The following is a 23,446-nucleotide window of genomic DNA, read 5'->3' on the forward strand; positions in this document are numbered from 1 at the left end:
ACTTAGTAAAGAAGCTGACATTAGCTTTAAAACAAAGTCTAATAATTAATAAAAAGGAACTAATAGTTTGGAATGATATTTGATTAAAATCCTGTTTTAGTATTAAACAGGATTTTTCTCTTATGTTCTTGTTGATATTGTAAGAAGTCAATACGTTACTCCAAAAAGCGCCATATTATGGGTGCGCGAGGAATTAACGTGAAAGATGAACAGCAAAAAAATTTCAAGAATTAGAGAGGAAAATTTATTATTTAGAACAAAGTTTAAAACGTCTTTTTATCTTGGTAGAACCTAATAACCTAATATAAAAAAACATACTGGCATTTACTTCTTTCTCTAGGTATTTTTGAAGAGGACAATTACAATCATTTCATCTACTTTAAATATAAAATATGAAGAAATTATTCAAGATATCCTCCTATTTTCGGAAGAAGTAAAAAAACAGATGATAGTCAATTGTGAAACTTTCCCTGCGTGTCTCAATACAACCTCTGAGTTTTTATTGTAAAATATTACAAAAAAATATATGATTACCACATTCAAACTTAATTGAGTAATGGAGGTATCATCATGGGAATTAGATATAGAAAAAGCATCAATTTAGGTGGTGGATTCAGGGTTAACATTAGCAATTCAGGAGTTGGTTACAGTTGGGGCGTTAAAGGCTACAGAGTAACAAAAACTGCAAAAGGAACTACTCGTAGGACAGCTTCTATTCCTGGAACGGGAATATCTTTTGTAGACGAAACAGGCAAGGGAAACGGAAGAAACAACAATAATATAAAACCACAGCAATACAATAATGACATTCATAAAAATCATTATGAGACCAAAGAAATTGTTAATAGTGTAACAACGAATATGGTATCTGAAGGATTAGAAGACATACTATCGGCTATCCGAAAGACACTAATGGTAAATAGAATTTCTAATATAGGGATTTGGTTAACATTATTGGTGAGTTTTAGTATGCCCATATTTTTAATACTCTTCTTTGGTTTTGTTGGCCTTAAAATTTATGTTAAAACAAAGGGGCTGGTGGATTTAGAGTATATAATCGACGAAGATCAGAAAGAAGTTGTAGCTAAACGTATAGAACCTATGCTCAATGTTACTGATAGCAAGAAGATTTGGAGAATAATGCAGTCAAACAAAGTTATTGACAGGAAGTATTCTTCTGGTGCTTCTAATGAAGTTAAGAGAACACCTTGCATTGGCACTAAAAAAGTACCATTTCCTTTTCAAGCAAATACACCTGCTGCTACTTTTATAGCGGGCAAAGAAACACTTGTATTTTTGCCAGACAAATTATTTATCATACAAAAAAACAAGGTGGGTGTACTTAATTATTCAGATATAAATACATATACTCATACTACTAATTTCATTGAGAGTGAAGTTGTACCGATGGATGCAAAAGTAGTAGGGCATACTTGGAAGTATGTAAACAAAAATGGGGGACCAGATAAGCGTTTTAAAGATAACGTGCAATTGCCAATTTGTTTATATGGACAAATAGAATTAAAATCTACGTATGGTTTGAATACGGTTCTTATGTTTTCAAATACAAACATTAATAACTGAATCCAAACTCGTTTGGCAAAGCCAACATGTATTTAGCTGGGTTCTCTGGGCAATAATTATCAAATAGTCGTTGGAAAGTTATAGGGCATTTATCTCTAGTTAATTGGGTCCGTCACTTAAAATATACTAAGGAAATGTCCCTTATTGTCAAAAAAGTCCTTGGTCACAAGGGCTTTTTTGAAATTTAACTAATAAAATTCTTTGAAGTAGATTTAAATAATTTCTAAGATATATAAAAGAAATAAATTAAGTAATTTACATATGAAAAGTTGGATTCAAAATTATAAAGTAATGTTTCTAGAAATAAATTAATTTATGAACATACTTAATACGAACTAAACCATTTCCATCCAAGTGGTGTGCCAACACCGAGTCCGGAGGATATTGAAGTAACCAAAAGAATTCAGGAAGCAGGCTATATTATTGGTATTGAGTTATTGGATCACGTCATTATCGGTGACCATCAATTTATTAGCTTAAAAGAAAAAGGTTTTATTTAGCGTTAGCCTACAAAAAAGTCTAACAAATTATGCTAGGTAAAGTGGAGAAGTTGTTCTGTTTATGCACGACTAGGAGAGCCTAAAAGATTTGTACATAGTGAAGTACAGGGCCTCATCTGCTAAGAAGGAACAAACGATATGCCAAGCAACCTGCATCTTAGGCTACGTGCACAGCTAGAAAACTAGCGACACTTTCAATAGAGAAGCGCATTCGTTGATGGTAGCGAGCGTGTTGACTTCTTTTTTAGAACAAGTAATATAGTAAAATTTTGGCTTTCTGTGTGCTTAAGCTGGAAGCATTAACTGAAGCATACATCAACGACTAGAGAAAAGTGTTAGATTGATGACAGTCAATCTAACACTTTTTCTATTGTCAGCGCGTATGCAAAAAAGGTCTTCTTTTTTTGCATGAGACCGTAAATACTTCTGTAGACTGTGGCGATTTTTATATGATAAAGTTTTTATAGTATAATCTAAAGATAGTATAGTTATATCATTTTTAATAATAGTTCAATTTATAATGAACCTTTTTTGTTGGATGACGTTATTGTATTCGTAGAAATATTATAGCATTCACAAAAATTGGTAGCCTATAATCCGTTGTCTTACATGAAAAAAAATAATATGCTAATCTATACGTACTATATTTAGTTTAAGAGGGAATTAAAATAGTAAGATTTCTGCAAGAAGAGGTATGTGGCACTACAAATTCTTGCGTTTATCCGTTATAATGAACGGTATGATTTTATGTCAACGATAGTATGGCTTAAATAGAAAGGGAGTACACAATTTGTTTGGATTAGGTAGTAAAGATGTCGGGATTGACCTTGGCACAGCGAATACATTAGTTTTTATTAAAGGGAAGGGGATCGTTTTACGCGAGCCTTCTGTAGTAGCGAAAAATACAAAAACAGGGGACATCGTTGCAGTTGGTAATGATGCGAAAAATATGATTGGTCGTACACCTGGATCTATCGTGGCGATTCGTCCGATGAAAGATGGGGTTATTGCTGATTATGATATTACAACGGCGATGATCGAATATTATTTAAAAGAAGCTTGTAAAAATTCTGGCGGTAATTGGAAAAAACCGAATGTAATGATTTGTGTGCCATACGGTATTACATCGGTTGAACAACGTGCAGTAATTGATGCCTCACGTCAAGCAGGCGCAAAAGAAGCATTTACAATTGAAGAACCATTTGCAGCAGCTATTGGTGCGAACTTACCAGTTTGGGATCCAACAGGGTCTATGGTTGTTGATATCGGTGGTGGTACAACTGAAGTAGCAGTTATCTCATTAGGCGGTATCGTAACAAGTGAGTCAGTTCGTATCGGTGGGGATGCAATGGATCAAGCCATTATTTCATATATCCGTAAAACGTATAACTTAACGATTGGTGAACGTACTGCAGAAGCAGTGAAAATGGAAATCGGTACAGCATTTGCTGAAGGCCCTGAAGAAAAAATGGAAATTCGAGGTCGTGACCTTTTAACAGGTTTACCAAAAACGATTGAAATTTCTTCTCATGAAATTTCAGAATCATTGCGTGAAGCGGTATCGTCTATTATTGACGGTGTACGAAAAACATTGGAACAAACACCACCAGAATTATCTGCTGACGTTATGGAGCGAGGTATTGTTTTAACAGGCGGTGGCGCATTATTAACGAATTTAGACAAAGTTATTAGTAAAGAAACAAATATGCCTGTGTTTATTGCTGAAGATCCATTAGACTGTGTAGCTATTGGGACAGGTAAAGCTTTAGATCATATTGATTTAATTCGTCAACAACAAGTAAAAGGGTAAGGAGGTTTAGGCAATGCCACAGTTTTTTTTCAATAAGAAAGTAATACTGCTACTAGTGGGCATGGTTTTTCTTGTGGCATTGATTAGCTTCTCATTACGAGATCGGACGAATGCAACTTTACCAGAGCAAATTATTAAAGATACTGTCGGCGTCGCACAATCTATTGTTGCGAAGCCGGCGAATTACATAACAGGTATTTTTAATAATATTGACTCCCTCTTAAACACGTACGAAGAAAATAAACGTTTAAAAGCACGCTTAGAAGACTTTGCAGCTGTTCAAGCCGAAGCATTGGTATTAAAATCTGAAAATGAAAAGCTACTAGAACTTTCTAATTCAGCTAGTTTAAAAGCTTTTGATCCAATTCAAGCGACGGTTATTGCTAGAAATCCTGACCAATGGGAAGAAAAAATTATTTTAAATAAAGGTTCTTCTCATGGAGTAGAAAAAAACATGGCAGTTATGACAGCGAAAGGGCTAGTTGGTAAAATTACGTTGGTGACTCCATTCACCTCTGAAGTAGAGCTTTTATATACAAATAATCCTAACTATCGTGTTTCTGCGATGGTTTTAGGAGAAAAAGAGGCTTACGGTTTAATCGAGGGCTTTGATAAAGAACGAAATGAACTCATTATGAAGCGAATCGATTCTAGCTTAAATGTGAAAGAAGGCGAAAAAGTAGTTTCTTCTGGTTTAGGTGGTATTTTCCCTAAAGGTGTACCAATCGGAGAAATTACTGAAGTAAGCACAGATGATTTTGGTTTAACAAAAATGGCTTATGTAAAACCATCTGCAGATTTTTCGATTTTAGAAAATGTTGTCATAGCTAAAAGATCCATAACAGTGATTGATGGTTCTGATGGGGACTCATCGAATGAAGATTTAACAAATCCACAAAAGGCTACTGAAGAGGGGGAAAAGTAATGGTTCGTTTTCTTATTCCCTCTGTTGCAGTAGTACTATTTCTACTAGAACCAGTGTTTGCCATGCTTTCACCGATTGAAGTGAGTGGGCATATCTACTATCTAGTACCCCGATTTTTAATTTTATACTTAATATTTATCTCCATCTATTACAGCCGTCAACGTGCGGTAATGTATGGACTTTTTTTTGGTGTCTTGTATGATGTGTTTTACATTGATATTATTGGATTATATTCGGTACTCTATCCGCTAATTTGTTTTTTAGCAGGGTCTATCGTGAAGATAATTCATCAGCACTTAGTTGTGACAACAACTATTTCAGTTGTTTTAGTAGCAATTTTAGAATTTGTACTCTATCAATTCTTCTATCTAATCGCTTTTACAACGATACCGTTAACGGATTTCTTACAATCACGACTACTGCCAACAATCATTGCCAATACTTTATTTTTAATGATTCTTGGTTGGGCCTTCAAGTATCTAATTAATGCGCGTGTCTTACAGAGAGCACGTGAAGTTTCTTAATATCAAGAGCAACGTGAGGTGAGGCATTCATGAAAAAACAATTAGTTAATATGAAGGGAACAAAGGACGGTTTTGTTCTCCGTTTAGACGATCAATGTTCGTATACCGAGTTAGTAGAAGAGTTAAAACGAAAAGTTTCAGAAGGCGGTATCGATGGTAAAGTAGATGTACAATTACATTTAGGCTATCGATACTGTTCGGATGAACAGGTAAAAGAGCTTGTAAAAATTGTTCAAGAATCAGAAGAGTTAATTGTAGCAAAAGTGCAAAGTGAAGTACTGACTGTCCATGAAAGCAACAAGAAAATGATAGAAAGCCAACAAGATACATATGTAGGAGTGGTCAGATCGGGACAAGTTCTACGTGCCTCGGGGGATATTGTAATTGTGGGGAATGTGAATCCGAACGGTCGAGTAGAAGCAGGTGGTAATGTATATGTGCTTGGCAGACTAAAGGGAATTGTGCATGCAGGTGTACAGGGGAATAAGGAGGCAATTATTGCTGCCTCTCGTTTAGAAGCCACACATATTATGATTGCTGATCAAGTTGAAGTCATGTCAGACGAGCATGTAAAAGCTATTAACCAAGCAGACATGGCTTGTGCATTTATCGGCTATGATGGGCGTATTGCATACGATCAAATTCATGCGTTAAAAAATATCCGACCATTATTAAATGGGTCTAAGGGAGGAAGCTAGTGTGGGAGAAGCGATCGTCATAACTTCAGGTAAGGGCGGTGTCGGTAAAACGACAACAACGGCTAACCTCGGGACTGCATTGGCTCTGCAAGGGAAAAAAGTATGTTTAGTAGATACAGATATCGGCTTAAGAAATCTAGATGTTATTCTAGGTCTTGAAAACCGCATTATTTATGATTTAGTTGATGTTGTGGAAGGTCGCTGTAAAATCCATCAAGCATTAATTAAAGATAAACGTGTAGATGATAAACTATTTTTATTACCTGCTGCTCAAACGACAGATAAAAATGCTGTTACACCTGAGCAAATGGAGAGCTTAGTAGAAGAGTTAAAGAGAGACTATGATTATGTTTTAATTGATTGTCCTGCTGGTATTGAGCAAGGTTATCGCAATGCAGTTGCCGGTGCAGATCATGCAATTGTCGTAACAACACCAGAAATCTCTGCAGTGCGGGATGCGGATCGCATTATTGGTCTGCTTGAACAAGAGGACATTACAGCACCTAAACTTATTATTAATCGTATTCGTCAGCATATGATGAAAAACGGCGATACACTGGACGTTAATGAGATTACAACACATTTGTCAATTGACCTATTAGGTATTATCGTCGATAGTGAAGGTGTTATTTCCTCATCAAATAAAGGTGAACCGGTCGTTATGGACCCGACAAATAAAGCATCTTTAGGCTACCGTAATATTGCCCGTCGTATATTAGGTGAATCTGTGCCGCTAATGGCAATTGAAGATGAGCATCGCGGTATGTTCTCAAAACTAAAAGCATTATTTTCAAGATAATCTCAACCTTTTCGTGCCTATGCACGGAAAGGTTTTTTAATTGTGTGAGAATTGTGTGAGTGCCTGGCACTTTTTCGTGCATGAATGGACATGCCGCCTCATATAGTGTGAAAAAAGGATGAGAGCTTGTTTAAAAAATGGAAATGGATGGTCATGATCTTACTTGTGGCTGCAATCATGCTTGTAATTCGATTAGAAGATCAAGGTGTAATGAAGACGCCTATACGAAAGCTTGTCACGACATCAGCAGATATAACCTATTTAAGTGAGCTCGGTAAAAGTTTGTTAAAAAAAGAAGAAGAAACAATTATGGTTTCGAGCGATATTGGGCAAACTGAACTATTAACGTTTACGAATGCGCAAGTTTTTAAAGAGGGGTTTTTGTTACAATATGATGTTGGTCTCCCTGTCTATTCAGGGCAAAGCGGTCTCGTTGTTTTTACGGGTCATACTAAATATACTGGGAAAACAATGACAATTAGCTATGAGGATGGCACAACGGTATCTTATGGAATGCTCGATAGTTTAGCACAACTACCATACACGAACGTGCAGGCTAATGACTTAATCGGTATGAAGCAGACAGGCCAACTTTATATCTCAATTGAAAAAGATAATACCCATTATAATTTAGAACAAATTGTGCAGTGGCTTGAAAAGACGGAGAACGATGAAAGTTAAATTGCATTTACTTTGTATCCCTCTGATATTGGTCATGATTTTCAGTGGCCAAATTGCTTATTATGCAATTATATTAACTTCATTGCTATGGCATGAAGCAGGCCATTTATTGGCCGCGATGCTATGCGGCGTGAAAATAAAATCATGTGTTATTGCACCGTATGGAGGGGAAATTGAATTTGAAAATCCAGCAGCTGTGCAAGCATCTTCACTACTTTGGATTGCATTAGGAGGACCAATCGCCACAATACTGGGGATTGGCCTTGCTTTTTTCATGCCAGATTTAATTGCGACTCGACTCGTGAATGTGCAGTTGGTGTTACTAATTATTAATTTATTGCCAATCATTCCACTAGACGGAGGAAGGATCATCCTGGCAAGTTTATTTTTAGTTTATCCAAGTGCGCGCTTATTTGAATATTATTACTCGCTTTCTCTCATTTTTGCTACTATACTATTTATTATAACTTTAATGACTTTGCCACAATCCGTTTTTCTAGCGATTCTTTGCTTATTTATATGGCTACAAGTGCTAAAAGAATGGAACTATCGAAAATACCGTTTAGCATTTGAGAAATATGTAATGAACAGGTTGACGTGATAGAATTCATGTGGTAGTATTTTAATGTTATTGTTTGTAGCACCCGTGCTACTACAACCGCTCTGATAAGGTTTAAGTATCATTCGATCACCTTTATAAACAGGCGAGTCTGAGTCTAAGAGGAGGTGCAGTAAAATGTACGCAATTATTGAAACTGGTGGTAAACAAATCAAAGTAGAAGCTGGTCAAGAAATCTATGTTGAGAAATTAGGCGTAGAAGCTGACGAGGTTGTAACTTTCGATAAAGTTCTATTCGTAGGTGGCGAAAACGTTAAAGTTGGAGCTCCATTCGTAGAAGGCGCTACTGTAACAGCTAAAGCTGTTAAAGAAGGCCGTCAAAAGAAAATCGTTGTTTTCAAATTGAAAGCTAAAAAGAACTACCGTCGTAAACAAGGTCACCGTCAACCTTATACAAAATTAGTTGTTGAATCAATCAATGCTTAATTGTGAGGTGTAACACTTGATAAAAGTTACGATACATCATGATGAAAATAGACATGTGTCTGCATTTGAATTTTCAGGACATGCTGAGTACGACGAATCTGGTAAAGATTTAGTATGTGCAGGAGCATCTACTATTGCCATTGGTACGGTAAATGCGATTTATGCTCTACTACAATTACAACCAGAAGTTGAACAAGCAGCTGAAGGTGGAGGCTATCTTAAGGTAGATTTACCGACAGATTTAGAACCTGAAATTGATACAAAACTACAATTGATTGTCCAAGTAATGACTGCTCAAGTGTATTCTATGGTGCAAAATTACGGACAATATATCCAAATCAACTACAACCAAGTAGGAGGTGCAACAGAATGAAATTGTTATTAGCATTAGACCTTCAACTTTTCGCATCGAAAAAAGGGGTAGGTTCTACTAAAAACGGACGTGACTCTGAGTCTAAACGTCTTGGCGCTAAACGTGCTGATGGCCAATTCGTAACTGGTGGTTCAATTCTTTACCGTCAACGCGGTACAAAAATTTACCCAGGTACAAACGTAGGTCGTGGTGGTGATGATACACTATTTGCTAAAGTTGATGGCGTTGTTAAGTTCGAACGCTTAGGTCGCGATCGCAAACAAGTATCTGTATACCCAGCTCCACAAGAAGCTTAATTTTAATACAGTAAACATAAAGCGGAGGACTGCATTTATTGCAGTCCTTTTTTTGGCTAAATTTCAATGAAGAATTAAGGGAAAAATACATCAAAACTTGTTATACTAGTTAAGATAACTTTATTGGAGTGAATGGGATGAACAATCAATCACTAACCATTAGTGAGGTATTACGTTTTGCAAATCATGATTATGTGAATCAACTTCAACTAATTCGCATGAATTTAGATTTAGGTAGAATTGATGAATCAAAAGAACTTATCCAGCACTATTCGGAACAACTGCGAGTATTGTCTATCATGAATCGTCTACAATTACCACAAACAATGGAGTGGCTACAAACAGCAGGGTGGCGCTTTCCTGCGTTACCGCTGGAGCTTAATGGTGAGATCAAAAAACCAGTCACGAATAATATTGACAAGGATGTTGTAGAGTACTTAAACAAAACAGTTATGCATGTTTATGATACATTAGATCCGTTTACGGAGCAGAGCCTAGCGCTCGATGTACGTGTAGACGATCATACATTTGTTTTGACGTTTACGCTAAATGGACTGTGGAGTGCAGATGCATTCACCGAAAAAGGTTTGAAACAATTCGACATTCAAACAATTGTGCAGACGAATACGTGCTGGCAATATGTGTTGAGTGCAAATAGGGAGTGAATTAAATGTTTGTCGATCACGTCAAGATATATGTAAAAGGTGGCGATGGCGGTGATGGAATGGTCGCCTTCCGCCGTGAAAAATATGTACCAAATGGTGGTCCCGCTGGTGGTGATGGCGGTCACGGAGGTAACGTTGTATTTGAAGTAGAAGAAGGCCTACGTACGTTAATGGATTTCCGTTATAAACGCCATTTCAAAGCAGACCGTGGTGAGCACGGGATGAGTAAAGGGATGCACGGTAAACGCGCTGAAGATTTAATTGTCAAAGTGCCACCAGGTACAGTTGTAATGAATGAAGAAACAGGGGAAGTTATCGCAGACTTAGTAGAGCATGGTCAACAAGCGATTATCGCCAAAGCAGGTCGTGGTGGACGCGGAAATTCCCGCTTTGCAACACCGGCGAATCCAGCGCCTGAACTTTCTGAAAAAGGGGAGCCAGGACAAGAATTAAATGTTATATTAGAATTAAAAGTATTAGCAGATGTTGGCTTAGTAGGTTTCCCAAGTGTTGGTAAATCAACGCTGTTATCTGTTGTGTCTGCAGCAAAACCAAAAATCGGTGCTTATCATTTTACGACAATCGTACCGAATTTAGGCATGATTGAAACAGAGGATCACCGAAGCTTTGCCATGGCTGACTTACCAGGACTAATTGAAGGTGCGCATGAAGGAGTAGGGTTAGGACATCAATTTTTACGTCATATCGAACGTACACGTGTCATTGTTCATGTGATCGATATGTCAGGAATGGAAGGTCGTGACCCGTACGAAGATTATTTAACAATTAACGAGGAGTTAAAACAATATAATCTACGTTTAACAGAGCGTCCTCAAATTATTGTAGCTAATAAAATGGATATGCCAGAAGCAGAAGAAAATTTAGTGGAATTCCGCAAAAAGGTAGGAGAGGATGTACAAATCTTCCCAATCTCAGCGATTTCACGCCAAGGCTTAAAAGAATTATTATTTGCAATCGCAGATTTACTTGAAGTAACGCCGGAATTCCCATTATTTGAGGATGTAGAGGAGCAATCAGACGCTACAGTGATGTACAAGCATGAATCACAAGGTGAAGGCTTCGAGATTACACGTGATGATGATGGTGCATTTATTATTACTGGCTATTCGATTGAACGTCTATTTAAAATGACAGACTTTAGTCGTGAAGATGGTATTCGTCGTTTCGCTCGTCAATTACGTGGTATGGGTGTGGATGAGGCATTACGCGAGCGTGGTGCACAAAATGGTGATACAGTTCGTCTGCAAGAATTTGAGTTTGAATTTATAGATTAGAACAGGAGTTTTAGGGGGAAGCGTATGAAAAATGTTGCGAATCAGCGATATTATTTAGTTCGTGAAGATGTATTAACAGATGCTATGCAAAAAACGTTGGAGGCAAAACACTTACTTTCAAGTGGTACTGTTTCCTCCATCTGGGATGCGGTAAAGCAAGTAGATTTATCGCGAAGTGCGTTTTATAAATATCGCGATGCTGTTTTTCCTTTTCATTCAATTGTACAAGAGCGTATTTTAACTGTCTTTTTACAGCTTCAAGATCGAAAAGGAACATTAGCTAAGCTATTGGAAACTGTCACAAATTCACATTGTAATGTACTGACAATCCATCAAACAATACCGATTCAAGGACGTGCGAATGTGACGTTGTCTTTAGATGTGACGAGTATGACTTCTGAACTCGATGACTTAATACAACAACTTAAACGATTAGATTTTGTAGAGTCAGCTGAGGTTATTAGTTCTGGTGCATTGTAAAGGGGCAGTTTGCAATGCCCCTTTGTCTGTTACAGTGAATATTAGTAGCTGTTAATACAAAATTTCGCTCCCTTTCCGCATGCGATGAGCAAGCCTCGCTGAAGCTGAAGTCAAGCCTCTGTGAGGTCTCGCTTAAGTCGCTATAATGCAGAAGTACTGCGAAATTATTTTTGTATATTGATTTAATTCACGGTATTTTAAAGTGAATATAGGAATCACAATCATATTTTTACGGGGCTTATATAAAGCCTTTTCTTTTTATGCGGAGTTTTCCAAACATTAAAAATGTTTCATATTCTATAAGTTATAGTGAAGGAGGTCATTTTCAATGACAGAGCAGCAGTGGGAGAAACGAATTGCATTTTTAGGACCAGAAGCATCATTTACATATTTAGCAACAAAATCTATCTTCCCAACTGATTGGCTTGTCCCATGTGCAACGATACCTGAATGCATTGAGGCAGTAGCAGAGGGCAAGGTAGATTTAGCAGTAGTACCTTTAGAAAATGCACTGGAGGGCTCAGTCCCATTGACGCTCGATTATCTATTCCATGAGGCAACACTTTATGTGACTGGTGAGCTACAACTAAAAATTCAACAACATTTAATGGTCAATAAAGCGCAAAAGGACAATTGGCAAGCAATTAAAGGGGTCTATTCACATCCACATGCGTTGGCACAGTGCCATAAATATTTATTTTACCGTTTCAGTGATGTACCGTTACATCAAACTACATCAACAGCGGCGGCAGCAAAATTTGTTTCGGAAAATCCAGATGACTGTATTGCAGCCGTAGGGAATGCAGCAGCAGCAGCGAAATACGGACTAGATATCGTGCAAGACAATATCCATGATTTTCATTTTAACCATACTCGCTTCTTTGTGTTATCCAAGCAAAACAAACGGCTGCCACAGGAGTTATCAGAAGGGCAAGCAAAAACAACTTTTATGATTACATTGCCGACAGACCGATCAGGGGCTTTACACCAAGTTTTATCCGTATTTGCATGGCGCCAATTAAATTTAAGTAAAATTGAATCACGGCCATTAAAAACAGGTCTTGGCGATTATTTCTTTATGATTGATGTTTTAGCAGATGAAAAAGAACCAATGATGCGAGGGGCAATGGAGGAGCTAGCGGCTCTTGGCTGCAAAGTAAAATCCCTTGGTACATACTTTACGTATTTAACATCAGACGAGGAATAAAAAGCTAGAAGAGGTGAATTGTGTGGGTGGCATTATATTATTTGATGGCGTTTGTCATTTTTGTAATAGCAGTGTGCAATTTATAATGAAGCGCGACCGAGCTGCATTTTTCAAATTTGCTTCGCTTCAGAGTGACGTTGGGCAGGCGTTACTAGCACAATACAAAATACCTGTAAATATAGATAGTGTTGTTTACATTGAGCAAGGAAAATTTTATGTTGAGTCAACAGCGGCACTGAAAATTAGTCGCCGTTTAGATGGCTTATGGCCAGTGTGCTACGGACTGATTGTTATACCAAATTTTATACGCAATGCCGCATATAAGCTTTTTGCTAAAAATCGTTATCGCCTATTTGGCCAAAAGCAAGTCTGTCAATTACCAACACCGTCACAACGAGAGCGATTTCTGGAGTGACTTTTTAGAGTGACAGGCACGCAAACAATTCTGAATTTAATGTCAGTTTAATTGGTGCATCTCATTTAAAGTGAAAATGTACGTGAACTTTTGGAAATGTACAAAATAAAAGCCGCAACTGGAGACGCGAATGCGACAGTTGCGGCTTCTGATGTTGAGTGACAGGCACCCAAACAATTCTGAATTCGTTGTCAATTCTGTACGTAGCTGTGAATTGTTAATCAGTCACGAGATAGCCTTTTTTTTGCAAGGTTTGTTCAATTAAGTCTAAAGTTTCAACAGAAGGTGCTGAAATAACATGAAGATGAGTGCCGCCTGTAAGTGCAGATAAGTAGCTAGCCTGTGTGTCGTTTACACGCTGTACAAATTGTTCAACTTCATGCCGATTGGAGACCATGAAAGAAGCGGTAATTTCACCGTAGATGGGATGCTCAACAATGACATTTTTCACCGTACCACCGCAGTCCACAATTGTTAGCAATTCATCTTTGGCGTCTTCAGGTGAGTGAAAACATGGGATTGTTCGTTCAACAGTATGAACAAGTTGCTCTTGATGCATATAAATATAACCTTGGCTAGTTGCAATAATGGGTTCATTTCTAGCTTTTAATAATGTCATATCATTGACAATGACTTGTCTAGAAACATTAGCAAATTTAGCAAAGTCTGTCCCAGTGATAGGTGTGTTACTTTTTTTTAGCATTTCTAAAAGTTGCAGTCGGCGTTCCTCGCCTAACATTTTTTTCATAAAAGATCACCTCTGCTTAGTAATAAAGGAAACGTTATTCCTTAAGCATTAGTGTACCATGAAGCATTTCCACCATGCGCGAATTTTTTGTATCCAAATGAAACATTGAACATATGATACGTAGAGAGGAAGGGAGGAAAAAATTGCGTATTCATATTGTTCAAAAGGGAGATACATTGTGGAAGATTGCGAAGGAGTACGGTATTTCGTTTGAGGACTTAAAGCGACTCAATGCTCATCTTGCCAACCCTGATTATATTGTTCCCGGCATGGAAATTATTTTGCCTGAAAAAATAAACAAAGAGACACATAGAGAGCCACATAAAGAAACACATAAGGAATCGCAAATGCATAAAGAGATGCCTACACAGCCAAGACCAAGCAAGGAAAGTATCAAAAAAGAGGTGCAAAAGCCGATGCCTGCACCACCACCTATTGTTATTCAACCACCAGCACCAATGCCAATGCCTGAGCCACAGATGATTCCTATACCAATCCCGATGCCGATGCCAATGCCGCAACCACAGCAACCGATGTGGATGCCACAGCCAGTAGAATTGAGCTGGAATCAACAATTAGTAATGCCGCAGATGCCGCAGATGCCGCAACCAGCACCACCGCCGCCAGCGCCACCAGTAGCTCAGCCAGCACCGCCGCCACCGCCGCCAGCACCAGCACCACCACCGGTTCACTATGTACCACAAATGCCAATGGTGCCACATTGCTCTAGCTGTCATCAGCCAATGCATCATCCAATGCATCAGCAAATGTGGTGGCATATGCCTATGCAACCGCAAGTTGAGGCTTATGCAATGCCACAACAACCTATGCCATGTGCAATGCCACAACATCCGATGCCACAACAAGTTGAAGGTGCGAATTTCTTAGAATCGAGCTCATCACCATTCTTTAATGAGCCACAAATGCAACCACAATACGATCAGATGCCAATGATGCCAATGATGCCGATGGGTCAAACTTGCGGATGTGGCGCACAACATGGCATGGGCCAATCTTGCGGATGCGGCGCACAACATGGCATGGGTCAAACTTGCGGATGTGGTGCACAACATGGTATGGGGCAACCTTGTGGATGTGGATCACAACCTGTCATGATGCCAATGCCTAATTGGCAATTTGACCCTTGTCACTGCCCGCCGCCATGTCCTTCAGGAGGACCATGGATGTCACCGCACTATTTCCCAGGCGGGATGACGCCTTATCGATGGTAAAAAAGCGTATATTGTCGAGGAAGTAAAACCTAATATTTGGAAGTATAAATATCAATCCAAGCATTATTTTGTAAAACGAGCAAAACAGCTAGAAATAGCGAATAAGGTGAGGGCAATTCATCGCCAACTTGGACGACTAGAGCCCTCACTCGTCCTGCCTTTAGTTAAAAGTGATGATGAGCAACTAATCGTTCAAATGTGGCAAGAGGGAAGTCACAGTGCGAATTTTGCCCATAAAAAAGATAGAGAACAATCGCTTAAGCTATTAAATTCCTTACATGATACAAATCAAAAAATTGCGTGGCAACGAGTACCAGGTCTGCATACCTTCTCACAGCTTTTAAAATGGCAGATGCGACACATGCGCTTTAAAAGCAGACGGAGTGAATTTCGTGCATTTTTAACAAAAGAAGAAGTGGAGCAAATTATTCACTTTAGTGAAAAGGCTTTGCAGTTAATGGAACTAGAAGATGTGCCGGAAAAAGATATAACACTGTTGCATGGCGATGTTGTTCATCATAATTTCTTATGGTGTACAGATGGTGAATTGCGCTTAATTGATTTTGATTTAGCACACCTAGGAGAAGCAGATGATGAATATATATTATGGTTGCATCGAGTGTTGCCGGCAGTAGATTATGATTTTGATAGTCTTTTAAAAGAATTACCAGAGCTTCAACGGTTAGATAAGAGAAAGTACCATCGCTTAAAATTTCCGAATGAGCTGTTGCGAGAATGGTTATTTGCTATAGACTTGCCGTTGGAACAACAGCTAGTTTTTTTAGATTATTTAATACCGTTTACGAAGCGAGCCTTAACATACTGGCCAAAACTGTGGTACGATATTGATAGAGTGATGAAGAAATGACCGTCTCCGAGGCGGTCATTTTTGTATGTGAACGGCATTTTCGCCATTGAATATAGTCGAGCATTCGTTCGCTATATGCTATAATCGAAGACGATGAATGTGAGGGATTTACCATGTATGATTATTTAAAAGGACAAATAGTACGTATAACGCCTGAGTATATCGTACTTGAGCAACATGGCATTGGGTGGCAACTGAATACACCGAATCCATTTGCCTTTCGAACGTCAGCAGCAGAACAACAAATTTACGTTCAATTGCATGTTCGTGAAGATGCTCAAGTATTGTATGGCTTTCCAAATTTGGATCAACGAGAACTATTCCGCAAATTAATTTTAGTGTCGGGTATTGGACCTAAAGGTGCGCTAGCGATTTTAGCAACTGGCAATCCACAACAAGTAATTAGCGCCATCGAACGTGAAGACGAAGCATTTTTAGTGAAATTCCCAGGTGTCGGCAAAAAGACTGCTCGTCAAATGATTCTAGATTTAAAAGGTAAACTTGGCTCTTTACTAGAGACAATTGAGTTACCTAGTGCAGAAGATGAGTTACCGTTATTTGGTGTCAATCCGCATAAGCATGAACTAGAAGAAGCCATTTTAGCATTAATGGCACTTGGTTATTCAGAAAAAGAGCTTGCAAAAATCCGACCGCAACTTGAAGACAATGACAAACTTGAAACAACAGATGCCTACATGAAGCAAGCATTGCAGCTGCTATTAAAGTTAAAATAACAAAAGGGGGGCAGGTACATGTCAGAACGCATGATAGCAAGTGAAGCGGGCAAATACGATGAACAATTTGAATTATCTCTAAGACCTCAAAAATTAACACAGTATATTGGGCAACAGAAGGTAAAAGAGAATTTACAAATTTTCATTGAAGCGGCGAAGCTTCGTCAGGAAAGTTTAGATCATGTACTATTATATGGTCCTCCTGGATTGGGAAAGACGACATTAGCCGTGGTAATTGCAAATGAAATGAATGTTAATGTTCGTATGACGAGTGGTCCTGCCATTGAACGTCCAGGAGATTTAGCGGCAATTTTAAGCTCGCTGGAACCGGGAGATGTGTTATTTATTGATGAAATTCATCGTCTCCCACGTGCAATTGAAGAGGTGCTGTACCCAGCAATGGAGGATTTTTGTTTAGACATAGTTGTTGGAAAAGGCCCTGAAGCCCGTTCTGTCCGTCTTGATTTGCCACCGTTTACCCTCGTTGGGGCAACGACAAGAGCGGGCGCATTGTCTGCTCCATTGCGAGACCGGTTTGGTGTACTGCTACGATTAGAGTATTACGATAATCCATCACTTGCTGAAATTGTTGTCAGAAGTGCCCATTTATTTGATGTGGATATTGAACAAGTAGCAGCAAGTGAAATGGCAAGGCGCTCACGTGGTACACCCCGAATCGCAAACCGTTTACTAAAACGAGTGCGAGATTATGCACAAGTGCTTGGAGATGGTATGATAACGGAGGACCTTGCCAAGCAAGCGCTAGAGCTTTTACAAGTCGATCCTAGAGGGCTTGACCATATTGACCATAAGCTTGTGACCAATATGATTGAGCGCTTCCGTGGTGGCCCAGTAGGTTTAGATACGCTTGCTGCCTCCATCGGTGAAGAACGTGTAACGATAGAAGATGTGTACGAGCCTTATTTAATGCAAATAGGCTTTATTCAACGTACTCCGCGTGGGCGTGTTGCAACGCATCTTGCTTACGAACATTTTGGATATGACTATCCACAACAAACATAAAAGAAGGAAGTTTTTTTCATGCGTGTAGAAGATTTTGATTTTGAATTACCAGAGGAGCTTATTGCACAAACCCCACTTGTCGATCGTACGGCAAGTCGTTTAATGGTCGTGACACCGGGCTCAGAAAAAGTTGAGCATCATCACTTCGCTCATATAGTAGATGAACTACAAGCAGGTGACTGTCTTGTATTGAATGATACAAGAGTATTACCGGCACGTTTAATGGGTGTGAAAGAAGAAACAGGTGCACATATTGAAGTGTTGCTTTTAAAGCAAACTGCAGGCACTGATGAATGGGAAACACTTGTCAAGCCGGCGAAACGCGTGAAAGTGGGAACTGTTGTGACATTTGGTGACGGTTTATTAACTGCTACTTGTACAGCTGAGCTAGATCACGGCGGTCGTATGTTTGAGTTTCAATACGATGGTATTTTTTATGAAATATTAGAGCAACTTGGCGAAATGCCATTGCCACCCTATATTCGAGAAAAATTAGATGATAGTGAGCGTTATCAAACAGTCTATGCGAAAGAGCGTGGCTCGGCTGCAGCACCAACAGCAGGGCTTCATTTTACGCAAGAATTATTAGAACAAGTGCGTGCTAAAGGCGTTGAAATTGTTTTTATCACATTGCATGTTGGTCTTGGGACATTCCGTCCAGTGAGCGTAGACTCTATCGAAAATCATGAAATGCATGCTGAATTTTACAGTGTGACAGAAGAAGCGGCAGCTACCATTAACCGTGTGAAAGCAAATGGAGGACATGTTATCGCTGTCGGTACAACATCTACTCGTACGCTTGAAACTATTGGCTCTAAATATGGGGAAGTGCGTGCAGAGCAAGGGTGGACATCAATTTTCATTTATCCAGGCTATCAATTTACAATTGTGGATGGTTTAATTACAAACTTCCATTTACCAAAATCGACATTAGTGATGCTCGTTAGTACACTTGCGACGAAGGATACGATTTTAAGCGCCTACAATCAAGCTGTGGAAGAAAAATATCGCTTCTTTAGTTTTGGCGACGCTATGTTTATACGTCCACGTTCACAACAAAAATAAACTTTTGTAAAAAATGATTTGTTCAAAAGAATAATCAAGAATAACATCGAAGTACTGTTTTTACTTTAGATAAGAGAGGATTTATTATTTTATGACACAACCAGCAATTCGTTATGAATTACTTCATACATGTAAGCAAACAGGGGCACGACTTGGCATCGTGCATACTCCACACGGCTCATTTGAAACGCCAGCATTTATGCCTGTGGGCACGCAAGCAACTGTTAAAACAATGTCCCCAGAGGAATTAAAAGAAATGAATGCGGGCATTATTTTATCAAATACGTATCATTTATGGCTGCGTCCAGGTAATGATATTGTGAAAGAAGCAGGCGGCTTGCATAAATTTATGAACTGGGATCGTCCAATTTTAACGGATTCAGGTGGCTTCCAAGTATTCTCGCTAAGCCAATTCCGTAAGATTGAAGAGGAAGGCGTCCATTTCCGCAATCATTTAAACGGGGATAAGCTGTTTTTAAGCCCAGAAAAAGCGATGGAAATTCAAAATGATTTAGGATCAGATATTATGATGGCGTTTGATGAATGCCCACCTTATCCTGCAACCTATGACTATATGTTAAAATCTGTTGACCGAACAACTCGCTGGGCAAAACGTTGCAAAGAAGCGCACGCACGTCCAGAAGATCAAGGTTTATTTGGCATTATTCAAGGTGGAGAATACGAAGAATTACGCCGCCGTTCAGCGGAAGCTTTAGTAGAGCTTGATTTCCCAGGATATGCAATCGGTGGTTTATCAGTTGGTGAGCCGAAAGATGTCATGAATCGAGTGCTAGAATTTACAACACCATTAATGCCAGAAAATAAGCCTCGTTATTTAATGGGTGTTGGTTCACCAGATTCGCTTATCGATGGTGCAATTCGCGGCATTGATATGTTTGACTGCGTATTACCAACGCGAATTGCTCGTAATGGGACATTAATGACATCAGAAGGCCGTTTAGTCGTGAAAAATGCTAAATATGCACGTGATTTCGGTCCTATTGATCCAAACTGTGATTGCTATACGTGTAAAAACTATTCTCGTGCTTATGTACGTCATTTAATACGTACAGAAGAGACATTTGGTATTCGTTTAACTTCTTATCACAACTTACATTTTTTACTGAATCTTATGAAGCAAGTGCGTCAGGCTATTCGTGAAGATCGCCTTGGTGATTTTCGTGAAGCGTTTTTTGAAAAATACGGTTTTAACGGACCGGATGCAAAAAACTTCTAAAAATGGAATGTGGTTTAGCGAATATTTACCTGTTATAGAAAAACTATTGATAATATAGAAAATTTTTGGGCTTGTCCATCGCTTTTTTAGGGTGAAATAGTCTATACTAAAAAAGTGAGATTTGGAAAGGGGGCTAGTAATTGAATATGGAATCGATATTAGGTTTTGCACCGATCATTTTAATGTTCGTGGCAATGTGGTTCATTTTAATCCGTCCTGCTAAAAAGAGACAGCAAGAAACACAAAATATGCAAAGTAGCTTACAGCGCGGAGATAAAGTTATTACAATCGGTGGCTTGCATGGTGTTATTGACTCAATCGAGGACACTGGTGTCACGTTAGTGATCGCTGATAATGTGCGCGTTAAATTTGACCGCCAAGCAATTGGACGTGTCGTAAAGGACCAAGCATAATCTTATAAGGCGTTGTCCCAAATAATTTTGGACAACGCCTTTGCAATTTTCAAAGCTATGTCGAAAAGAATACATTTTTGACATGGCTTTTTGTATAAAAAGCTGCCGATACGGTCACCTTGATAAGGTGGGGGTGTCTGTATGGAAGAATATTTGACAATTATATTTAGAACATGCTTTTTATATGTGTTTATACTAATCGTCTTTCGTTTAATGGGTAAGCGTGAAGTGGGTGAACTATCCGTAATTGATTTAGTCGTGTTCGTCTTAATTGCAGAAGTTGCAGCTTTTGCACTTGATGATTACGAAAATCCATTATTTAATGCCATTTTACCAATTATTATTTTGCTCTTTATCCAAATATTAAGTGCTTATCTATCATTAAAAAATAAAAAAATACGTGATTTAGTTGACGGAGATCCAGCTCTGCTCGTAAAAGACGGGATCATCCAAGAAAGTGAAATGCGCAAGCATCGCTATAATTTAGATGATCTATGTCAGCAACTACGAGAAAATGGGATCTCTTCTGTGACTGAAATAGCGTATGCCTATTTAGAGCCTTCAGGCAATCTTTCAGTGTATAAAAAAGATGAAAAGGCATTTGTCTATCCACTTATTATTGATGGTGATATACAAGATCGACATTTATTACTAATCCATAAAGATGTGGATTGGTTAATGGCTGAGTTAGCTAAAAACAATATCCATGATAGTAATACTGTGTTCTTTTGTATATGGGAGGACAGTCGACTTCATATCCAATTGAAGGAACATTAAACCTTCTTCGCTAATTTACGAAGATAGTGGAAGTCTGTAAAACGTAATTGGTTAGTCATTAATAATAGCGTAAATAGTAAAAATAAAGTAACACAGCTACTTAAAAGCAATGGTAGTGGCATTATTTGCATAAAGAAATATTGAGCAATACAAACTGCAATAAAACAACTATAAGGAACAACAAACATGCGGAAGCCCGCACGTAAATTTTTGCGTTGTCTCACGGTCGCGATATGCAAGAACGATGTTAATAAAACGCCAAAGCCAATTGCCACTACTGCGCCTTTTTCCTGAATGCCAGGTTGGGAGGCCAGTACAAACATAACGAACAATTTTCCAAGACCACCATAAATCGAATTCATCATGGCAGCACGAGCTTCACCAACGGCTTGTAAAATTGAATGAAGTGGACTTTGAATATAATAAAAATAAAAAATGGGAGCTAAAATTTTCACATAGCCTCTATTTTCTTCTAAATGAAATAATTTCATTGCTAAGTCGTCCCCGTGCACGAAAAAGTACGTGGCAGCGAAGCAACCGACCAAGGAAGATAGGCGTAACGAAACAGAAATTCGCTCTTGTAATAGTGCGTTATGTTGGCGTGCGACGGCATCACTAACTGCAGGGATCAGGACAATGGACAATGCGGTAGAGACAAAAGCAGGAAATAGTAGTAGGGGCACTAAAACACCGGAAATAACGCCATATAAAATGGTAGCAGCCGATGCAGTCAATCCTGCCATCGTCAATGCCTTTAAAAAAATGATAGGCTCTAAAAACCAAGTGAAAGAGCCAAAGAGCTTGCTTCCTGCTGAAGGCACCGCAACCCGAAGCATAGGTGAAGCAGGGTAGGATTCCACTTTGCTCTTTTTAGGTAATAATTTTTTCTTAGAAACCGTGTAATGGAGCCATAAATACAAGAAAGCAACGACTTCGGCTAACAGCGTAATTCCCATGGCAGATGCTGCAGTAATAGCGGCATTATTATAAGCAGCAACTAGCGGTAACATAAAGGTAATAAATCCAATACGAACAACTTGTTCAAGCATTTGTGCCCAAGCAGTTGGTGTGATTTTCGCAACGCCTTGTAAATAAGCGCGTAGTAATCCTGAACCAACTGAAACAGGCACAGCAAAGAGTGCAATCCACAGTGTAATAGTTGTTTGTTCATTATGTAACAGCGTAGTAGAAATATAAGGTATTGTCAGTGCAAGGAGTGGCATAAAAACAATCATACCAATAAATGACCAAATGATTGCTGTACGCATAACGCCAAAAATGCTTTCTCGCTTATTTTTTGCTAGTAATTCTGCTACAATTTTAGCAACAGCGATAGGTAGTCCAAGTTGAATGAGTGAGATGAAGAAAATAAATGCAGGATAGGCGGTCATATAAATGCCGACTGCTTCTTCACCCGCAATACGCATAAACTGCATTCTATAAAAGAAGCCAAAAAGTTTAGATAAAAAAATAACAAACATTAAAAATAGTGTACCTCGAACAAAAGAACTCATGCCATCCGTCCCTTCTCAAGCCGCAAAAATTCATTTACACTATTTGTATGCAATTACTTCTTACGATACAACTTTGATTGGAGATGATTCAAAATGAGTATGCAACATGCACAACTATTTGAAAAAATTCGTCCGGCAATTGATAGTAAGATTGCAGAGTTTCGGTATTATAAATATGATGCGATCACCGCAGAAGAATTATGGCGTTTTTGTGTAGAAAAGAAATGGCGCAAAAAAAATATTGAACAAATGCGCTTATATGAGATTATCGCTACTATTTTTGCAGTATCACCTTCTGATATTGTATCTTTCAACCAAGTAGAGTTTTTGCAAAGTGATGATTGGTTTGCAGAAATAAACACGGAAGAATTAAAATCATTGCTTGGGCCATTAAAAACACAAGAAGAATTTGTCGGTTCTGTAAAAGATTAATAAGAATACTACAGTGTTGAATTGACACCAAGCGCAACGTGTTTCATAATAAGTGTGTTGCGCTTTTTTACTTTGTACAAGCCATGTCGAAAAAAACAGGCAGTAA

27 protein-coding genes, 1 pseudogene and 1 other annotated feature are annotated in these 23,446 nt (G+C 38.6%); of the genes and pseudogenes, 26 read left to right on the top strand and 2 right to left on the bottom strand.

Annotated elements, in window-relative coordinates; translation table 11 throughout:
- Window positions 1–570: 570 nt before the first annotated feature.
- The 17 genes and pseudogenes from ACIQXI_RS01815 (at window position 571) to ACIQXI_RS01895 (ending at window position 13,297) form a co-directional block, all read left to right on the top strand.
- On the top strand, window positions 571–1,584 hold the full coding sequence (locus ACIQXI_RS01815) for a DUF4236 domain-containing protein (RefSeq protein ID WP_402920995.1): 1,014 nt from the start codon (window positions 571–573) through the stop codon (window positions 1,582–1,584).
- Window positions 1,585–1,925: 341 nt separating this feature from the next.
- Window positions 1,926–2,084: pseudogene (locus ACIQXI_RS01820) on the top strand (JAB domain-containing protein); the annotation flags it as partial.
- A 790-nt stretch (window positions 2,085–2,874) separates the two neighbouring features.
- Window positions 2,875–3,894 (top strand): rod shape-determining protein, encoded by a 1,020-nt coding sequence (locus ACIQXI_RS01825; protein ID WP_402920997.1) that lies wholly within the window; start codon window positions 2,875–2,877, stop codon window positions 3,892–3,894.
- A gap of 13 nt (window positions 3,895–3,907) precedes the next feature.
- Window positions 3,908–4,819 (top strand): rod shape-determining protein MreC, encoded by a 912-nt coding sequence (gene mreC / locus ACIQXI_RS01830; RefSeq protein ID WP_402921000.1) that lies wholly within the window; start codon window positions 3,908–3,910, stop codon window positions 4,817–4,819.
- The gene (gene mreD, locus ACIQXI_RS01835) at window positions 4,819–5,343 is read left to right on the top strand and encodes a rod shape-determining protein MreD (protein ID WP_402921003.1); all 525 of its coding nucleotides are present in this window, start codon (window positions 4,819–4,821) and stop codon (window positions 5,341–5,343) included. The genes mreC and mreD overlap by 1 nt, the downstream gene beginning before the upstream one ends.
- Before the next feature lie 29 nt (window positions 5,344–5,372).
- Window positions 5,373–6,041 (top strand): septum site-determining protein MinC, encoded by a 669-nt coding sequence (gene minC / locus ACIQXI_RS01840; protein WP_402921006.1) that lies wholly within the window; start codon window positions 5,373–5,375, stop codon window positions 6,039–6,041.
- A gap of 1 nt (window position 6,042) precedes the next feature.
- Window positions 6,043–6,840, top strand: a complete 798-nt coding sequence (minD, locus tag ACIQXI_RS01845) for a septum site-determining protein MinD (RefSeq protein ID WP_402921009.1) — start codon at window positions 6,043–6,045, stop codon at window positions 6,838–6,840.
- Window positions 6,841–6,966: 126 nt separating this feature from the next.
- Entirely contained in the window at window positions 6,967–7,521 is a 555-nt protein-coding gene (locus tag ACIQXI_RS01850) for a peptidoglycan DD-metalloendopeptidase family protein (protein WP_402921012.1), read from the top strand.
- On the top strand, window positions 7,511–8,122 hold the full coding sequence (locus ACIQXI_RS01855) for a site-2 protease family protein (RefSeq protein WP_402921015.1): 612 nt from the start codon (window positions 7,511–7,513) through the stop codon (window positions 8,120–8,122). Before ACIQXI_RS01850 ends, ACIQXI_RS01855 begins: the two co-directional genes overlap by 11 nt.
- 45 nt (window positions 8,123–8,167) lie before the next feature.
- Window positions 8,168–8,243: a sequence feature (ribosomal protein L21 leader region), on the top strand.
- Between the two features lie 14 nt (window positions 8,244–8,257).
- Window positions 8,258–8,566 (top strand): 50S ribosomal protein L21, encoded by a 309-nt coding sequence (gene rplU / locus ACIQXI_RS01860; RefSeq protein WP_010860053.1) that lies wholly within the window; start codon window positions 8,258–8,260, stop codon window positions 8,564–8,566.
- Between the two features lie 16 nt (window positions 8,567–8,582).
- Window positions 8,583–8,939: a ribosomal-processing cysteine protease Prp gene (locus ACIQXI_RS01865; RefSeq protein WP_402921018.1), complete on the top strand. Its 357-nt coding sequence runs from the start codon at window positions 8,583–8,585 to the stop codon at window positions 8,937–8,939.
- Window positions 8,936–9,235: a 50S ribosomal protein L27 gene (rpmA, locus tag ACIQXI_RS01870; RefSeq protein WP_004226673.1), complete on the top strand. Its 300-nt coding sequence runs from the start codon at window positions 8,936–8,938 to the stop codon at window positions 9,233–9,235. Before ACIQXI_RS01865 ends, rpmA begins: the two co-directional genes overlap by 4 nt.
- A 137-nt stretch (window positions 9,236–9,372) precedes the next feature.
- On the top strand, window positions 9,373–9,900 hold the full coding sequence (locus ACIQXI_RS01875; RefSeq protein ID WP_402921021.1) for a Spo0B domain-containing protein: 528 nt from the start codon (window positions 9,373–9,375) through the stop codon (window positions 9,898–9,900).
- Between the two features lie 5 nt (window positions 9,901–9,905).
- Window positions 9,906–11,195: a GTPase ObgE gene (obgE, locus tag ACIQXI_RS01880; protein WP_402921024.1), complete on the top strand. Its 1,290-nt coding sequence runs from the start codon at window positions 9,906–9,908 to the stop codon at window positions 11,193–11,195.
- A 24-nt stretch (window positions 11,196–11,219) separates the two neighbouring features.
- Window positions 11,220–11,675 carry an ACT domain-containing protein gene (locus tag ACIQXI_RS01885; RefSeq protein WP_402921027.1) on the top strand — a complete coding sequence of 152 codons (456 nt, stop codon included), beginning with the start codon at window positions 11,220–11,222 and terminating at the stop codon, window positions 11,673–11,675.
- 328 nt (window positions 11,676–12,003) lie between these two features.
- Window positions 12,004–12,882, top strand: a complete 879-nt coding sequence (gene pheA, locus ACIQXI_RS01890; protein ID WP_402921030.1) for a prephenate dehydratase — start codon at window positions 12,004–12,006, stop codon at window positions 12,880–12,882.
- Window positions 12,883–12,904: 22 nt separating this feature from the next.
- Entirely contained in the window at window positions 12,905–13,297 is a 393-nt protein-coding gene (locus ACIQXI_RS01895) for a thiol-disulfide oxidoreductase DCC family protein (RefSeq protein WP_402921033.1), read from the top strand.
- Between the two features lie 217 nt (window positions 13,298–13,514).
- On the opposite strand, the gene ACIQXI_RS01900 is transcribed toward ACIQXI_RS01895, so the two are convergent.
- Complete coding sequence (locus tag ACIQXI_RS01900; RefSeq protein ID WP_402921036.1) at window positions 13,515–14,045, bottom strand: transcription repressor NadR; 531 nt, start codon at window positions 14,043–14,045, stop codon at window positions 13,515–13,517.
- 143 nt (window positions 14,046–14,188) lie between these two features.
- Between ACIQXI_RS01900 and ACIQXI_RS01905 the strand changes: the two genes are divergently transcribed.
- The 8 genes from ACIQXI_RS01905 to ACIQXI_RS01940 all read left to right on the top strand — a co-directional run bounded on the left by ACIQXI_RS01905 (window position 14,189) and on the right by ACIQXI_RS01940 (window position 21,394).
- The gene (locus ACIQXI_RS01905; RefSeq protein WP_402921039.1) at window positions 14,189–15,277 is read left to right on the top strand and encodes a LysM peptidoglycan-binding domain-containing protein; all 1,089 of its coding nucleotides are present in this window, start codon (window positions 14,189–14,191) and stop codon (window positions 15,275–15,277) included.
- 34 nt (window positions 15,278–15,311) lie between these two features.
- A complete protein-coding gene (locus tag ACIQXI_RS01910) occupies window positions 15,312–16,145 on the top strand; it encodes a phosphotransferase (protein ID WP_402925614.1) in 834 nt (277 codons plus the stop codon).
- Between the two features lie 113 nt (window positions 16,146–16,258).
- Window positions 16,259–16,879 (top strand): Holliday junction branch migration protein RuvA, encoded by a 621-nt coding sequence (ruvA, locus tag ACIQXI_RS01915; protein ID WP_402921042.1) that lies wholly within the window; start codon window positions 16,259–16,261, stop codon window positions 16,877–16,879.
- Window positions 16,880–16,897: 18 nt separating this feature from the next.
- Window positions 16,898–17,902 carry a Holliday junction branch migration DNA helicase RuvB gene (gene ruvB, locus ACIQXI_RS01920; protein WP_402921045.1) on the top strand — a complete coding sequence of 335 codons (1,005 nt, stop codon included), beginning with the start codon at window positions 16,898–16,900 and terminating at the stop codon, window positions 17,900–17,902.
- Between the two features lie 18 nt (window positions 17,903–17,920).
- Window positions 17,921–18,967: a tRNA preQ1(34) S-adenosylmethionine ribosyltransferase-isomerase QueA gene (gene queA / locus ACIQXI_RS01925; RefSeq protein WP_402921048.1), complete on the top strand. Its 1,047-nt coding sequence runs from the start codon at window positions 17,921–17,923 to the stop codon at window positions 18,965–18,967.
- Window positions 18,968–19,058: 91 nt separating this feature from the next.
- Complete coding sequence (gene tgt, locus ACIQXI_RS01930) at window positions 19,059–20,204, top strand: tRNA guanosine(34) transglycosylase Tgt (protein WP_402921051.1); 1,146 nt, start codon at window positions 19,059–19,061, stop codon at window positions 20,202–20,204.
- A gap of 146 nt (window positions 20,205–20,350) precedes the next feature.
- The gene (gene yajC, locus ACIQXI_RS01935; RefSeq protein ID WP_402925616.1) at window positions 20,351–20,617 is read left to right on the top strand and encodes a preprotein translocase subunit YajC; all 267 of its coding nucleotides are present in this window, start codon (window positions 20,351–20,353) and stop codon (window positions 20,615–20,617) included.
- Window positions 20,618–20,758: 141 nt separating this feature from the next.
- Window positions 20,759–21,394 carry a DUF421 domain-containing protein gene (locus tag ACIQXI_RS01940; RefSeq protein WP_402921054.1) on the top strand — a complete coding sequence of 212 codons (636 nt, stop codon included), beginning with the start codon at window positions 20,759–20,761 and terminating at the stop codon, window positions 21,392–21,394.
- Here ACIQXI_RS01940 and ACIQXI_RS01945 read toward each other — a convergent pair.
- On the bottom strand, window positions 21,391–22,908 hold the full coding sequence (locus tag ACIQXI_RS01945) for a putative polysaccharide biosynthesis protein (RefSeq protein ID WP_402921057.1): 1,518 nt from the start codon (window positions 22,906–22,908) through the stop codon (window positions 21,391–21,393). The two genes, ACIQXI_RS01940 and ACIQXI_RS01945, sit on opposite strands and share 4 nt — an antisense overlap.
- Before the next feature lie 93 nt (window positions 22,909–23,001).
- Here ACIQXI_RS01945 and ACIQXI_RS01950 point away from each other — a divergent pair, with 93 nt between their 5' ends.
- On the top strand, window positions 23,002–23,340 hold the full coding sequence (locus tag ACIQXI_RS01950; RefSeq protein ID WP_402921060.1) for a post-transcriptional regulator: 339 nt from the start codon (window positions 23,002–23,004) through the stop codon (window positions 23,338–23,340).
- The last annotated feature ends 106 nt before the right edge of the window (window positions 23,341–23,446 follow it).

The sequence above is a fragment of the Lysinibacillus sp. NPDC097195 genome, assembly GCF_044762075.1.
Lineage (GTDB): Bacteria > Bacillota > Bacilli > Bacillales_A > Planococcaceae > Lysinibacillus.

Bases quoted from the DNA above. Each gene is read 5' to 3' on its own strand.
- ACIQXI_RS01815 (WP_402920995.1), top strand. From the start codon at position 571: ATGGGAATTAGATATAGAAAAAGCATCAATTTAGGTGGTGGATTCAGG.
- mreC (WP_402921000.1), top strand. From the start codon at position 3,908: ATGCCACAGTTTTTTTTCAATAAGAAAGTAATACTGCTACTAGTGGGC.
- mreD (WP_402921003.1), top strand. From the start codon at position 4,819: ATGGTTCGTTTTCTTATTCCCTCTGTTGCAGTAGTACTATTTCTACTA.
- minC (WP_402921006.1), top strand. From the start codon at position 5,373: ATGAAAAAACAATTAGTTAATATGAAGGGAACAAAGGACGGTTTTGTT.
- ACIQXI_RS01855 (WP_402921015.1), top strand. From the start codon at position 7,511: ATGAAAGTTAAATTGCATTTACTTTGTATCCCTCTGATATTGGTCATG.
- rplU (WP_010860053.1), top strand. From the start codon at position 8,258: ATGTACGCAATTATTGAAACTGGTGGTAAACAAATCAAAGTAGAAGCT.
- rpmA (WP_004226673.1), top strand. From the start codon at position 8,936: ATGAAATTGTTATTAGCATTAGACCTTCAACTTTTCGCATCGAAAAAA.
- ACIQXI_RS01875 (WP_402921021.1), top strand. From the start codon at position 9,373: ATGAACAATCAATCACTAACCATTAGTGAGGTATTACGTTTTGCAAAT.
- obgE (WP_402921024.1), top strand. From the start codon at position 9,906: ATGTTTGTCGATCACGTCAAGATATATGTAAAAGGTGGCGATGGCGGT.
- ACIQXI_RS01885 (WP_402921027.1), top strand. From the start codon at position 11,220: ATGAAAAATGTTGCGAATCAGCGATATTATTTAGTTCGTGAAGATGTA.
- pheA (WP_402921030.1), top strand. From the start codon at position 12,004: ATGACAGAGCAGCAGTGGGAGAAACGAATTGCATTTTTAGGACCAGAA.
- ACIQXI_RS01900 (WP_402921036.1), bottom strand. From the start codon at position 14,045: ATGAAAAAAATGTTAGGCGAGGAACGCCGACTGCAACTTTTAGAAATG.
- ruvA (WP_402921042.1), top strand. From the start codon at position 16,259: ATGTATGATTATTTAAAAGGACAAATAGTACGTATAACGCCTGAGTAT.
- ruvB (WP_402921045.1), top strand. From the start codon at position 16,898: ATGTCAGAACGCATGATAGCAAGTGAAGCGGGCAAATACGATGAACAA.
- queA (WP_402921048.1), top strand. From the start codon at position 17,921: ATGCGTGTAGAAGATTTTGATTTTGAATTACCAGAGGAGCTTATTGCA.
- tgt (WP_402921051.1), top strand. From the start codon at position 19,059: ATGACACAACCAGCAATTCGTTATGAATTACTTCATACATGTAAGCAA.
- yajC (WP_402925616.1), top strand. From the start codon at position 20,351: ATGGAATCGATATTAGGTTTTGCACCGATCATTTTAATGTTCGTGGCA.
- ACIQXI_RS01940 (WP_402921054.1), top strand. From the start codon at position 20,759: ATGGAAGAATATTTGACAATTATATTTAGAACATGCTTTTTATATGTG.
- ACIQXI_RS01945 (WP_402921057.1), bottom strand. From the start codon at position 22,908: ATGAGTTCTTTTGTTCGAGGTACACTATTTTTAATGTTTGTTATTTTT.
- ACIQXI_RS01950 (WP_402921060.1), top strand. From the start codon at position 23,002: ATGAGTATGCAACATGCACAACTATTTGAAAAAATTCGTCCGGCAATT.